Source organism: Bradyrhizobium sp. USDA 376 (assembly GCF_054063675.1).
In genome coordinates, this window is sequence record NZ_JBSSGN010000001.1 from 4519589 (window position 1) to 4533213 (window position 13625).

The 13625-nt window shown below is 65.1% G+C and carries 12 protein-coding genes; 8 read left to right on the plus strand and 4 right to left on the minus strand.

All coding sequences use genetic code 11. The features are described 5' to 3' along the window. The first annotated feature begins 170 nt into the window (after window positions 1-170). The 4 genes from ACVJ19_RS21165 to ACVJ19_RS21180 all read left to right on the plus strand — a co-directional run bounded on the left by ACVJ19_RS21165 (window position 171) and on the right by ACVJ19_RS21180 (window position 5124). A complete protein-coding gene (locus ACVJ19_RS21165; RefSeq protein WP_453950935.1) occupies window positions 171-1883 on the plus strand; it encodes an IlvD/Edd family dehydratase in 1713 nt (570 codons plus the stop codon). 57 nt (window positions 1884-1940) lie between these two features. Next, window positions 1941-2948 (plus strand): TRAP transporter substrate-binding protein, encoded by a 1008-nt coding sequence (locus ACVJ19_RS21170; protein WP_453950936.1) that lies wholly within the window; start codon window positions 1941-1943, stop codon window positions 2946-2948. Between the two features lie 260 nt (window positions 2949-3208). After that, window positions 3209-3787, plus strand: a complete 579-nt coding sequence (locus ACVJ19_RS21175) for a TRAP transporter small permease (RefSeq protein WP_453950937.1) — start codon at window positions 3209-3211, stop codon at window positions 3785-3787. Continuing rightward, the gene (locus ACVJ19_RS21180) at window positions 3784-5124 is read left to right on the plus strand and encodes a TRAP transporter large permease (protein ID WP_453950938.1); all 1341 of its coding nucleotides are present in this window, start codon (window positions 3784-3786) and stop codon (window positions 5122-5124) included. The genes ACVJ19_RS21175 and ACVJ19_RS21180 overlap by 4 nt, the downstream gene beginning before the upstream one ends. On the opposite strand, the gene ACVJ19_RS21185 is transcribed toward ACVJ19_RS21180, so the two are convergent. Further along, entirely contained in the window at window positions 5084-5689 is a 606-nt protein-coding gene (locus tag ACVJ19_RS21185) for a histidine phosphatase family protein (RefSeq protein WP_453950939.1), read from the minus strand. The genes ACVJ19_RS21180 and ACVJ19_RS21185 overlap by 41 nt on opposite strands. Continuing rightward, a complete protein-coding gene (locus ACVJ19_RS21190) occupies window positions 5686-6480 on the minus strand; it encodes an enoyl-CoA hydratase/isomerase family protein (RefSeq protein WP_453950940.1) in 795 nt (264 codons plus the stop codon). Before ACVJ19_RS21190 ends, ACVJ19_RS21185 begins: the two co-directional genes overlap by 4 nt. Window positions 6481-6709: 229 nt before the next feature. Between ACVJ19_RS21190 and ACVJ19_RS21195 the strand changes: the two genes are divergently transcribed. Then, the gene (locus ACVJ19_RS21195) at window positions 6710-7930 is read left to right on the plus strand and encodes an NAD(P)/FAD-dependent oxidoreductase (protein ID WP_453950941.1); all 1221 of its coding nucleotides are present in this window, start codon (window positions 6710-6712) and stop codon (window positions 7928-7930) included. 290 nt (window positions 7931-8220) lie between these two features. Here the strand turns inward: ACVJ19_RS21195 and rbsK are convergent, their stop codons facing one another. Together rbsK and ACVJ19_RS21205 are read right to left on the minus strand one after the other, a co-directional pair. Then, window positions 8221-9129: a ribokinase gene (gene rbsK / locus ACVJ19_RS21200; RefSeq protein ID WP_453950942.1), complete on the minus strand. Its 909-nt coding sequence runs from the start codon at window positions 9127-9129 to the stop codon at window positions 8221-8223. 6 nt (window positions 9130-9135) lie between these two features. Then, the gene (locus tag ACVJ19_RS21205) at window positions 9136-10029 is read right to left on the minus strand and encodes a sugar kinase (RefSeq protein WP_453950943.1); all 894 of its coding nucleotides are present in this window, start codon (window positions 10027-10029) and stop codon (window positions 9136-9138) included. Window positions 10030-10234: 205 nt separating this feature from the next. On the opposite strand from ACVJ19_RS21205, the gene ACVJ19_RS21210 reads away from it, so the two are divergent. The 3 genes from ACVJ19_RS21210 to ACVJ19_RS21220 all read left to right on the plus strand — a co-directional run bounded on the left by ACVJ19_RS21210 (window position 10235) and on the right by ACVJ19_RS21220 (window position 13491). Further along, window positions 10235-11083, plus strand: coding sequence for a VOC family protein (locus ACVJ19_RS21210; protein ID WP_453950944.1), 849 nt, complete (start codon window positions 10235-10237; stop codon window positions 11081-11083). Between the two features lie 345 nt (window positions 11084-11428). Beyond that, window positions 11429-12169 (plus strand): TetR/AcrR family transcriptional regulator, encoded by a 741-nt coding sequence (locus ACVJ19_RS21215; protein WP_453950945.1) that lies wholly within the window; start codon window positions 11429-11431, stop codon window positions 12167-12169. 218 nt (window positions 12170-12387) lie between these two features. After that, window positions 12388-13491: an IS4 family transposase gene (locus ACVJ19_RS21220; RefSeq protein WP_453947895.1), complete on the plus strand. Its 1104-nt coding sequence runs from the start codon at window positions 12388-12390 to the stop codon at window positions 13489-13491. The last annotated feature ends 134 nt before the right edge of the window (window positions 13492-13625 follow it).

Consider the following 13625-nt stretch of genomic DNA (forward strand, 5'->3'; position numbering starts at 1 on the left):
AGCCTCCCGGCGCCTGGCCGGCCCGCCCTGTGGAGCAGGGAAGGGATGGATTGTCAATAATTTGCGGCCAAAGCAGCGTTCATAGGCCGAAAATGCGACAATATGGACCAATCTTATTGACAATCCAGGGGCAGCCTGTACCACAATGGTAACCTGGAAGGAGTGACGTGATGACGAGTGGCTTGCGCAAGGGTCTGACGAGCTATGGCGATGCCGGCTTTTCGCTGTTCCTGCGCAAGGCGTTCATCAAGGCCATGGGCTATTCCGACGACGCGCTGGAGCGCCCGATCGTCGGCATCACCAACACCTATAGCGACTACAACCCCTGCCACGGCAACGTCCCGCAGATCATCGAAGCCGCCAAGCGCGGCGTGATGCTGTCGGGCGCGATGCCGTTCGTGTTCCCGACCATCTCGATCGCCGAGAGCTTTGCGCATCCGACCTCGATGTATCTGCGCAATCTGATGGCGATGGATACCGAGGAGATGATCCGCGCCCAGCCGATGGATGCGGTGATCGTGATCGGCGGCTGCGACAAGACTCTTCCCGCACAGGTGATGGCGGCGATCAGCGCGGACCTGCCGACCGTGGTCATTCCGGTTGGGCCGATGGTGGTCGGCCATCACAAGGGCGAGGTGCTGGGCGCCTGCACCGACTGCCGCCGTCTCTGGGCGAAATATCGCGCCGGCGACATCGACGATGCCGAGATCGAGGCGGTGAACGGGCGCCTCGCGCCATCCGTCGGCACCTGCATGGTGATGGGCACGGCTTCGACCATGGCCTGCATGATCGAGGCCATGGGGCTGTCGCTGCCGATGAGCGCGACGATTCCCGCGCCGCATGCCGAGCGCTTTCGTCTGGCTGAGGCCAGCGGCAAGGTTGCTGCCGAGATGGCCAAGACCAAGGGACCGAAGCCGAGCGAGTTGCTCACACCTGCGTCTTTCAAGAACGCGCAGGTCGTGCTTCAGGCCATCGGCGGCTCGACCAACGGCCTGATCCATCTGACCGCGATGGCGCATCGCTCGCCGCACCGGCTCGACCTCGGCGCGTTCGATCAGATCGGCCGCGAGGTGCCGGTGCTGGTCGACCTCAAGCCGTCAGGTGAGCACTACATGGAGCATTTCCATCATGCCGGCGGCGTACCGAAGCTGCTGGCGCATCTCGGCGATCTCGTCGATCTCGATGCGAAGACCATCTCGGGCCAGACGCTGCGCGACGTCGTCGCGAATGCGGAGGACGTGCCCGGCCAGGACGCGATCCGGCCGCGCAACAATCCGATCAAGAAGGAAGGCGGCCTCGCCATCCTGCACGGCAATCTCGCGCCGCGCGGCGCGGTCATCAAGCAGTCGGCCGCGAGCCCGAAACTGCTGCAGCACACCGGGCGCGCCGTGGTGTTCGAATCCGTCGAGGACATGACCTTGCGCGTCGACGATCCCGATCTCGACGTTACCGCCGACGACGTGCTGGTGCTGCGCAATGCCGGCCCCAAGGGCGCGCCGGGCATGCCCGAGGCGGGGTACCTGCCGATCCCGAAGAAGCTCGCGCGCGGCGGCACCAAGGACATGGTGCGCATCTCCGATGCGCGCATGAGCGGCACTGCGTTCGGCACCATCGTGCTGCACATCACCCCGGAATCCGCCGTCGGCGGGCCGCTGGCGCTGGTGAAGAACGGCGACATGATCAGCCTCGATGTGGCCAAGCGCAGCATCGAGCTGCTGGTCGACGCCGCCGAGCTGGAGCGTCGGCGCGCCGCCTTGAAGCCGGCCGCTGCGCCCGAAGAGGCGCGGCGCGGCTACGCCTGGCTGTTCAACGAGACCATCATGCAGGCCGATGAGGGCTGCGATTTCGACTTTATGCAGAGGACTGGACCAAAGACGGATTAGCGACTCGCACGAACGCTCAGACCGCACAAGCGGCGGGCGATAAAACAGGGGGAAACGATGATTGCGCGATCCATGCCAAGATTCCTACATGGGTTGGTGGCCGCGGCCGCCATGCTGTTCGTCACGGGGGCCGGGGCACAGGAGGTAAAGCATTATCGCTTTGCCTACGACCAGCCGCGCAACACCGGCTATTCCATCGCGGGTGACCTCTTCGCCGAGAAGCTCAAGGAATTGAGCAAGGGCACCATGATCATCGACCAGTATCCCGGCGCGCAGCTCGGGCAGGAGCCGCAGGTGCTCCAGCTCGTGAAGGCCGGGGACGTCGAGTTCGCGATCATCTCCTCCGCCAACACCGCGACGATCTCGCCGCAGGCCGGCGTGATGTCCCTGCACTTCCTGTTCCGCGACGAGAACCACGTCATCAAGGGCCTCGCCGATCCCCGCGTGTTCGAGGCGCTGAGGACCATGATCGACGAGACCACGCAGGGTCTGCACGTGATCGCGACCGGCTCGCAGGGCGTGCGCCACATGTACTCGAAGCGGGAAGTCCACAATGTCGGCGACATCAAGGGCCTGAAGATCCGCGTGCAGGCGACCGCGACCGAGGACACCATGTTCCCGGCCTACGGCGCCCAGACCGTGCACATGCCGTTCGGCAGCGTCTACACCAGCTTGCAGACCGGCGTGGTCGACGTCGCTGAGAACAGCATCAATGTCTACCTCGTCAACAAGCACTACGAGGTCGCCCCTGTTCTCAACATCACCGAACACGAAGCCAACAACGCGCTGGTGTTCATCTCCGACAAGCTCTGGCAGAGTCTCTCCGCCGAACAGAAGGGTTGGGTGCAGACCGCGGCCAACGAGATCAGCTCCAAGGAGCCGGCAAAGGCATTCGAGCTCGAACGCACCGCGGCCGAAAAGCTGAAGAAGATGGGCGTGAAGATCGTCGACAATGTCGACAAGAAGAGTTTTACGGCGGTCGCCGATCCCTATCTCGACAAGCTCGCCAAGGATCTCGGCCCGCACGCCGAGAAGATCAAGAATCTGATCCGGTCGATCAATTAGGGCCGACGGCAGACGGTGCACTCCCTCTCCCGCTTGCGGGAGAGGGTAGGGGAGAGGGTGCCTCTGCGGAGAGACTCCCAATGAGGAGAGAGCCCTCACCCGGCGCTCCGCCATAGCCGAGGTTTCACCTCGGCGTATCTTAAGGAACGGCCGCCGAAGGCGGCCTATGCCTCTCCCGCAAGCGGGAGAGGTTCAGACCACCCGCAGCCGCCGACTCAACTCAATCATTCCGCACTAGCTCGGAACGACGGGGGACATTGATGGCAATCGCCGACAAACTGCTCGTTCAACGCCAGCGCCACCTGAAATGGCGCGCGCTCGACTGGCTCGAGCTTGCGCTGATGATCCTCTGCGGTGTGCTCTGCTTCGGCTTCTCGCTGTCGGTCACCGCCGACATCGTCACCCGCACCATCGGCCACCCCTGGCTGTGGCTTCAGGAAGTCACCTCGACGCTGTTCATTTACGCGATCTTCCTCGGCACGGCGGCCGCGACCCGGCGCAACGATCATCTCTATCTCACCGCGATCTCCGAGGCGATGCATGGCACGCCGCGGCTGGTCGTCGAGGTGATCATCCGTCTCGTCGTGCTCGGCGTCGCCTTCTGCCTGATCTGGTACGGCTATCAGAACTATCTGCGCGGCTTCGGCAGCTTTCGTCTGCCGTCGGGCACGCCGATCGCCTCGCTCTATGCGATCATCCCGCTTTCGGGCGTGCTGATCGGCCTGTTCACCATCGAGCAGCTCGTCAACGGCCTGCGCAACGGCTTCGACCATCCCGAGCCGCCCGAGGAAGATGCTGCGCCAGGTCTCACCGAGGCACAGATGAGGGCGCAGCCGTGAGCGCACCCGTCGTCCTGGCATTGATGTCGATCTGCTTCCTGTCGTTCGGCTATCTCGGTGTGCCCGTGCCGTTCTCGCTGATGGCCGGCGTCTTCATCGGCGCGATCCTGTCGGACGTCTCGCTCGCCGCCATCATCCAGAAGATCTTCGACGGCGTCGATTCCGAGGCGCTGCTGGCGATCCCGTTCTTCCTGCTGGTCGGCGAGCTCATGAGCTCGGCGAACGTGGTGGTGCGGATCGCCAACCTGTCGGTGTCGCTGGTCGGGCATATAAGGGGCGGGCTGTCGCAGGTCGTGGTCGTCTTCAGCATGTTCTTCTCGGAGATGTCGGGCTCGACCACCGCCGACGTCGCCGTGATGAGCCGCGCGCTGGGCGGCCCGATGAAGCGCGAGGGCTACGAGCCCGCCTTCATCGCCGCCATCATCGCCTCGGCCTCGACCATCGCGGCGTTGGTGCCGCCGAGCATCACGGCGGTGGTCTATGGCGCGGTCGGCAACGTCTCGATCGCCGGCCTGTTCATGGCGGGTGTGGTGCCGGGGCTGATGATCGGCTTCGGCCTGATGATCTATTGCTATTTCTTCGGCCCGTCCGGCCTGCGCAAGCCGCGCGCGCCGCTGCGGCAGGTGGTGTTTGCCGCGGGCGATGCGGCTCTGCCGCTGATGATCCCCGTGATCCTGTTAGGGGGCATCCTCACCGGATGGTTCACGCCGACGGAGGCGGGCGTCGTCGCCGTGGTCTGGATCATCCTGGTCGTGATCCCCGCGCTGAACCGCGGGCACATCAGCAAGATCCCGTACGATTTCTGCCTCGCCGGCCTGATCTTCTCGCTGCCGCTGATCACGATCGGCGCCGCCAACGCCTTCGGCTGGATGCTCGCCTATTTGCGCGGTGCGACCTATATCGCCGAGTGGATCACGTCCATCGCCGGAAACGACCCGCATCTGATCATGCTGCTCATGGTGCTGCTGTTCACCGTGGTCGGCGATTTCATCGAGCCGGTCCCGACCATCATCATCTTCATGCCCCTGGTCAACGCGCTGACGGAAGCCGGCGACATCAACGCCGTGCACATGGGTGTGGTGCTGATCGCAACGCTCGCCTTCGGCCTGATCACGCCGCCTTACGGTTTGGTGCTGCTGATGGCCTCGAAATTCGTCGGCATCAGCTTTGCCAAGGCGCTGCGCGCCGCATTGCCGATCTATGTGGTGTTCCTGGCGACGATCGCGTTCGCGATCTACTTTCCGAGCGTGGTGCTGTGGCTGCCGCGGCACGTGCTCCCGGAATCGGTCGGCTGCTTCAAGTCGCCGACGGGGACGGGCTATATCTGTCCGCAATAGCGACCTGCTCGACACGCCATCGCTCGTTTTCGTGCACGTAGCGGAACGGCGTGCCGTGGCTGTTCTTGAAGTAGCTGCCGCACAGCGCGTTCGCCATTCCTTGCATCACCGCGTCGTGGCAGACGAACAGAAGGTTGTCGTCAGGGTGACGCGCGAGCCACGCCGAGACGCAGGCCAGCGAGCGTCCGGCCATGGCGTCCCAGTTTTCGCCGTCGGCAGGCAGGATCGACACGAGGCCCGTCGCTGATGTGACGCCGTGCTTGACCATGAGGTCGCGGACGGGAAGTCCCTCGAAGCTGCCGAAATCGAACTCGATGATCCGATCATCGACCGCCAGCGGCACCGAGATCGCGTCCGCGATGATCTCGGCCGTTCGCGCCGCGCGCACCAGGGGGCTTGCGACGATGCGGCTGATGCCGACGCCGCGCAACATGCTAGCTGCCTCGTGTGCTTGCCGCAGACCGTCCTCGTTCAGTGGGTTGTCGGTGCGGCCCTGGAACAGTCCCTTGCGATTCCAGTCGGTCGCGCCGTGACGCAGGCCGTAGAACGTGCGCGCGGGTGTCACTTCGACTTGCTCGTGAATTTCTTCACGGCGGTGCGAAACGCCTCCGTGTTCATCGCCATGATGATCTTGTGCTCCTCGGCTTCGAGCTGCTGTTTTACGGGCGTGGTGGTGGCCGCATAGACCAGCGACTTGGTGCCGGCGATCGCCGCCGGCGGGTTCTGGGCGAGGCGCTCGGCGAGCTGCCGCGTCGCCGCCTTCAGCTCGGTCGCAGGAACGGTCTTGGCGACGAGACCCCATTCATAGGCCTGCTGCGCGGTAAAATTGTCCTCGGCGAGAAAGATCTGCAGCGCGCGGCGCGAGCCGACCGTGCCGACGATGCCGACCGTGGAGCCGCCGTCCGGCGACACGCCGATCTTGGCATAGGCCGGCGTGAACTTGGCATCCTCTGCGGCGATGCAGAGGTCGGTGACGAAGGCGAGGCCCATGCCGGCGCCGGCGGCCGAGCCGTGCACGCTCGACAGCGAGATCTTCGGCATGCGCCTGATGATCTCGATGAAGGCGTGATAGTGCTTGAGCAGCTCGCCGACGACTGGCGTCACCGTGCCGGCCTCGGCGGCGGCTCCAATCGTCTGCAGATCGCCGCCGGCCGAGAAGGCGCGGCCTTCGCCTTCGATCACCAGAACCCTGATGGCGTCGTCGCCTTCGATATAGCTCGCAAGCTGCTCGAGCTTCTGCGCGATGGCGAGGTTGATCGAGTTGAACGCTGTGGGGCGGTTGAGCGTGATGGTTGCAATCGGGCCGTCGATCTGCAGCAGGGCGGGATCGTCGGGCTTGGAGACAGGAGCTGGCATCTGGAATATCCCCGGCAAGAGGTTCGTTGCTGCAACTAAATCGCAGAAGGCGAGGGGAGACAATCCCCGGCCGCCGCCCTTGCGCCGGGCGGAGCGATAGGCTCAAATGGGCCCGCCTTCGCCAAGGGACGGACACGAGCGCCGGCTCCTCGAAAGGCCAGCAAACCAAAATCAGCGAGAGAGGAGACGACATGGGTCACGCTCGTGTCTCCGGAAATGGGCTGCTCCGATGACGGACGGTCCGGTGATCATCGTCGGTGCCGGCCATGGCGGCTACCAGGTCGCGGCATCCCTGCGCCAGGCTGCGTTTTCGGACCGCGTCTGCCTGATCAATGACGAGGCGCATCTGCCCTATCAGCGGCCGCCGCTGTCCAAGGGCTATATCAAGGGCTCGGCGGGGCCGGAGAGCCTGATGTTCCGGCCGGAGAAATTCTACCAGGACCAGACCATCGAGCTGATCTCGGGGCGCGCCGTGTCGATCGACCGCGCCGGGCACAAGCTGCTTCTCGCTTCCGGCGAGACGCTGCCTTACGGCCACCTCGTGCTGGCGACGGGCGCGCGCAACCGGCTGCTTGATCTGCCAAACGCCAATCTGCCCGACGTGAAATATTTGCGCATCCTCGACGACAGCGAGGCGCTGCGGGCGATCATGCCGTCGAAGACGCGTGTCGTCGTGATTGGCGCCGGTTTCATCGGTCTCGAATTTGCGGCCACCGCGCGCATCAAGGGGCTCGAGGTCGACGTGCTCGAACTCGCCCCGCGCGTGATGGCGCGCGCGGTGACGGCGGAAGTCTCCGAGTATTTCCAGGAACGCCATCGCGAGGCCGGCATCCGCATCCATCTCGGCGTGCAGGCCACCTCCATCGAAGCGGAGGGCGGCAAGGTCACCGGCGTGTCCTTGAGCGACGGCCGGCATCTGCCCGCCGACCTCGTCGTGGTCGGCGTCGGCGTGCTGCCGAACATCGAGCTCGCGGCCGAGGCGGGGCTGCCGGTTGCCGCCGGCATCATCGTCGACGAATATCTGTCGACGGCCGACCCTGATATCTCCGCGATCGGCGACTGCGCGCTGTTCGCAAGTCCTCGCTTCGGTAGCTCGCTGCGGCTGGAATCGGTGCAGAACGCGACCGACCACGCCCGCTGTCTCGCCGCACGCCTGACCGGCGACCGCAAACCGTACGACAGCCATCCCTGGTTCTGGAGCGATCAGGGCGACGACAAGCTCCAGATCGCCGGCCTCACCACCGGCTACGACCGCGTCGTGCTGCGCGGCGATCCCGCCAGGAAGGCGTTCTCGGCGTTCTGCTATCACGGCGACAGACTGCTCGGCATCGAATCGATCAATCGCGCCGGCGATCACATGTTCGGCCGCCGGCTGCAGAGCATGGACCGCTCGATCACGCCGGAACAGGCCGCGGACGAGAGCTTCGACCTGAAGAGCGCGCTGGCGTGATGTTCTTCTCCCTCTTCCCGCTTGCGGCGGGGCTATCGCATATGAAGATGCGTGGCGGATAGCTCGCCCGCAGCGCATCCTTCGAGACGCCCGCCGATGGCGGGCCCTCAGGATGAGGGCGGAGTGCGCGGCAGCAATTTCAGCGGGGGCAATGCTGCTTAGCCTCATCCTGAGGAGACCGCTGGAAGCGGTCGTCTCGAAGGACGAGGCGCTTGCTCTGGCCGTCACCAAGAAGCCATCTGCGATAGCCCTGCCGCAGGCGGGGAGAGGCGAAGGAAGCACGCTCCGTCCTATATGACCGCCGCCACCTCCGCGGCCGTCGGCATCGACGGCCCGGCGCCCATGCGCTGCACGCTGATCGAGGCGGCGGCGTTGGCGAAGGCGAGGGCAGTGCGCAGTTGCACGCCGTCAGCCAGTTGCGATGCGAGCGCGCCGACGAAGCAATCGCCGGCGCCGGTGGTGTCGATCGCCTTCACCGCGCGGCCTGCGACTGAAAGCTCCTCGCTGGCAGCGAGCGCCAGCACGCCGCGCTTGCCGAGCGTGACGCAGATGGTCTGGTCCTCGCGCGCCTGAAGTTTTCGCGCGACGTCGATGATGCGCGCGCCCTCGTCACTCTCGGACAGCTCCACGCCCGCGAGAAAGCCGAGCTCGGTCTCGTTCAGCACGAGGATGTCGACCAGCGCCAGCAGCTCGCTCGACATCTTTTGCGCCGGCGCCGGGTTGAGCACGGTCACGGCGCCCGCCTCTCGCGCGCGCTGAAAGAACGCGGCGATCGTCGGCAGCGGGATCTCGAACTGGCTGACCGCGACATCGCCCTTCAGCAGCGGCACGACGCTGACATCGTCCGCACTGACCAGCGCATTGCTGCCGGGGATGACGACGATGGTGTTGTCGGCTTCCGCCACCGTGATGATCGCCGTGCCGGTATGGGCCTCCGCCGTCTCCTTGATATAGCCGAGGTCGATGCCCTGAGCGCCGAGGAAGGCTTTCAGCTCGGCCCCGAAGGAGTCCTTGCCCAGCCGCCCGACCAGCGTCGTCCGCGCGCCAAGCCGCGACGCCGCCACCGCCTGATTCGCGCCCTTACCACCCGGAAAATACAGCACCTGACGCCCTGCGACGGTCTCGCCGACGCGTGGGTGGCGATCGGCCGTCGCCACCACGTCCATGTTGATGCTGCCGGCGACGAAGACGCGCCCCATGTGAGCCTAGACCCTGACCTCGAACTCGTGCCTGACCTTGGCGATGTCGACAAGCGTCGGCAGGCCGGCCTCGTTGCCGAGGCGCTGGATCTTGTAGGTCGAGGCGGCGCGCGCGAAGTCAAAATGCTCGCGCCAGCTTTTGCCGGGATGGGCGAGATAGGAATAGACATAGGCGCCGTGGAACACGTCGCCGGCACCGTTGGTGTCGATCACGCGCTCGCGCGGGATCGGCATCGCCGGCATGGTCTCGACCGTGCCGGTCTCGTTGTACCAGAGCAGGCCCTTCTCACCCATGGTGACGCCGCCGATCTTGCAGCCGCGGCTCTTCAGGTACTCCAGCATCTTCTCCGGCGTCAGGTCCATCTGCTCGCACAGGCGTTCGGCGACGATCGCGACGTCGATGAATTCCAGGAGCTCATGGGTGTTGGTGCGCAGGCCGCCGCCATCGAGCGAGGTCAGGATGCCCGCCTCGCGGCAGACTTTTGCGTAGTGGATCGCGGCATCGGGCTGGTGGCCGTCGATATGCAGCGCGCGGCAATTGCCGAGATTGAGGATCGGGAAGGGGTGGATGTGGGTATCGTCGCGGCAGCGGACGATGGCGCGCTTGCCGTCCTTCGGCATGATGAAGGATAGCGAGGACTGGTTCACCTTCCGCGCATGCAGCGAAATCGCGTATTTCGCGCACATGTCCTGGAACATGCGCCCCAGCCAGTCATTGGCGGCGGTGGCGATCAGATCCGGCACGATGCCGAGCTTGGCGCAGCAGAACGCCGCCGTCACGGCATTGCCGCCGAAGGAAACCGCGTAGTCCGAGGCTACGTGCTTCTCGTCGCCGGTCGGCATGTGGTCGGTGATGAAGACGACGTCGATATAGGTCTGTCCGATAAAGAGAGCCTGCATTGGTTGTCCGTGATGCGCTGGGTGGTCCCGACCTGCTGCTTACCTTAGCACCGCTTCCGCGGGAGCCAAAATATTCGCAAAGTCATGGCGATAGGTGCTTGAGGTCGGCCTGGGGGCGGAATACGACCGTGGCTGGGCGAGCCGCTCGGGCAGAGCCAACGACCTCACGGGCGTTTCGGTTCCGGTCCGTTGCGGAGGAGGGAGCATGATCACCGGCCTCGATCACATCGTCGTTCTGGTCAGGGATATCGGCGCGGCCAGGGCGGCCTATCAAACGCTGCTCGCCCGCGCGCCGGCCTGGCAGAATTCGGGCGAGGGCGCCGACCGGGTGCTGTTCACTCTCGAAAACATGACGATCGAGCTGATGGCGCCGAGCGGCTTCAGCGTCACCGCCGACCGCATGCGCGCGCTTCTCGACGACCACGAGGGCGTGCTCGCCAGCCTGTGCTTTCGTGTCGCGGACATGGGCAAGATGCACCGGCGGCTGGAGCGGGTGGCGCTCAAGCCGGATCCGGTCGCCGAGGTCGAAAGCAGCGATGCCGCGACCGACGCCGTCCTGCACTGGAAGCGTACCCGCGCCGCCACCGAGCTGACGCGCGGCGTGCGCATGTTCTTCCTCGAGCTTGCCGAGGAGCGCCCCAAATCGGTTGCGACCGACATCGCGCCGGTCGACGGGCTCGATCATGTCGTGATCACCACCGAGGATTCCGAGCGCGCCGCCGCGCTCTACGGCGCGCGGCTCGGGCTCGACCTCGCGCTCGACCGCTCGCACCAGGATTGGGGCCAGCTGATGTTCTTCCGCTGCGGCGACCTCATCGTCGAGGTGGTGCGCCGCCCCGTGGCGGGCGGCGATGCCGCGCATGACCGTCTCTGGGGCCTGAGCTGGCGCGTCGCCGACATCGACGCCACCCGCGCCCGCCTGATCGCGGCCGGCCTCGACGTCACCGAAGTCCGCAATGGCCGCAAGCCGGGCACGCGGATCATGACGGTGCGGAACGGCACCTGCGGGATCCAGACCGTGCTGCTGGAGCGGTCGCCCAAGCCGGTGGAGTGAGGCGCGCTGCTTTCTCCGTTCGAAGACTCCCGTAGGGTGGGCAAAGCGACTTGTCCGCCGTAGCTCGAAGAGCGAAGGCGGAAGCGTGCCCACGTGATGAGAAGACGTGGGCACGGCGCAAGAGCGCCTTTGCCCACCCTACGAAACTCTCGTGTCCCGGACGCGGTGCGGCACGCAGTGACGCTCCGCAGAGCCGGGACCCAGAAGGCGGCGACTTCTCGCTTGGAGACATGGGCCCCGGCTCTGCAGCGCACCGCTGAACCGGACGATGCTTCGCATCGCCGGGACAGCGCTGCGCTGCGTCCCGGGGCACGAGACATTCTCAAACGCCCGCCCGCGTGTTACATGCGTCTTGTGACCACCCAGCGAGCATCCGGTTTGGCAAAGGCAAAGCGAACTCTGAAATGGCAGCGCGACCCCGAGGGGATGCGGCTGCGCATTCTCGAAGCCGCCAAGCAGGAGTTTTCCGCCCACGGGCTCGCCGGCGCGCGCGTCGACCGCATCGCGGCCAAGGCCGGCGCCAACAAGCGCATGCTGTACTATCACGTCGGCAACAAGGACGAGCTCTATCTGGCGGTGCTCGAAGGCGCCTATGACAAGATCCGCAGCGAGGAGCGCGGGCTCGATCTCGAGCATCTCGATCCACCCGAGGCGATTCGGCGCCTGATCGAGTTCACCTGGAATTATTTCCTCCGCAACCCCGAATTCCTGTCGCTGCTCCAGACCGAGAACCTCGCGCGCGCCAAGCACCTGAAGAAATCGACCAAGGTCAAGTCGATGCACTCGCCCTTCGTCGAGATGATCCGCACCGTGGTGCGGCGCGGCGTCGAGTCTGGCGACTTCCAGGTCGCGGTCGACCCGGTCCAGCTCTACATCTCCATTGCGGCGCTCAGCTTCTTCTATCTCTCCAACTCGGCGACCCTCAGCGTGATCTTCGGCCGCGATCTGCTGGACAAGAAGGCCAAGGATGAGCGCCTCGCGCACATGTCCGGCCTCGTGCTCGCCGCACTGACCGGACGTTCGGTGGAGCTGTTCGAGATCGCGAAGGCGCCGAAGTCGCGCAGCGCGGTGGTGCAGACGGTGTAGCGCTGCGGCTCGTCGCGTCGCTTGACGCGGTATTCTCTCCCCATCGTCGTCCTGGCGAAAGCCGGACCCATACCGCGTGATCTATCGATCGTGTGCGGTGCTAATCCCGAACGACCAGCCTTCGCCAAACCTCTCCCTGTGGTTATGGGTCCTGGCCTTCGCCCATGGGCGCTAAAATAGGATTTGCGCATTGGATTGGCTTGTGATTCCAAATTGGGATGGCACACGAATCGCTTGTGAACGAGGACTGGGCGCGTGTTGTCGCCCGGCTTGGCGGCGCCGAAGCGCTCAACGTTAGCGCGCGCGAGACGAAGGCGTTTGTCCGCCCGCGGGAAATCAGCAATGCGGTGGATTTGCTGCGCTTGATCCTGGCGTATTGCCTTGGCGAGCGAGGTCTGCGGTTGACGGCGGCATGGGCCACGTCGGTGGGCCTTGTCGATATCTCCAACGTGGCTCTGTTGTATCGGTTGCGTCAGTGCGGAGATTGGCTGGCGAAGTTGATAGGCCAAGCACTGGCGAGCGGTGCGCCGAAGGCGAGCCACGGCCGCCTGATCCGCATTGTTGACGCCACGACGGTCCCGAAGGCTGGGACGAGCGGCAGGAACAAGAACGCGGTGTGGCGCATACACAGCGCGTTCGATCTTCCGCAGGAGCGCTTTGGTCACTTCGAGCTGACCGATCAGCGAGCGGGCGAGACGCTGGACCGGATACCGGTGATTGCCGGCGAAATCCGTCTTGGCGACCGCGCTTATCTGCAACCGGAGCGCATGGCACGTCTCGTCGATGCCGGCGCGGACTTCGTGATCCGGTCCGGCTGGAAGAGCGCGCGTTGGGTTGATGCCAAAGGTGGTCTGGTCGATCTGACGGCCGAACTGCGCAAGGCTTCGGCATGTGGCCTGATCGATCGACCGATCTGGATAAAACGCAAGTCTGGCGCACCGCTGCTCGCTCTGCGTCTGGTTGCCGTCAAGAAGCCGGCGCAAGCGGCCGCGGTCGCACGACGCAAGGCGCGCCGAACGGCCCAAAAGGGAGGCCACCAGCTCTCCAGGCAAACACTTGACGCTGCAGATTGGGTGATCCTGGTGACCTCGCTCGCACCGGAGGACTTCTCAACGAGCGATGTCCTTGCCCTCTATCGGCTGCGATGGCGCATTGAACTCGGCTTCAAGCGGCTCAAGAGTTTGATTGGCCTGAAGGGCCCTCCCGGAACTGACGAGCGGTCCGCCAGGCCCCACATCCTCGCTCATCTGCTGATCATTCTCCTGCTCGAGCCACTCGTCGACGAACTCGAGGACTCTCCCCGCTTGGCCGAGGCCGCCTGACCCGTCCAGGGACCTGGCGTCTGCTCCGCCAACTCGTCGCCTCCCTCCGACAAGCAATCATGCCCCAACCCGCGATTGCTTGCCTGCGCAGACTTCGCTCCACGCTCGGACGGCATCTACACGAACCACCAAGA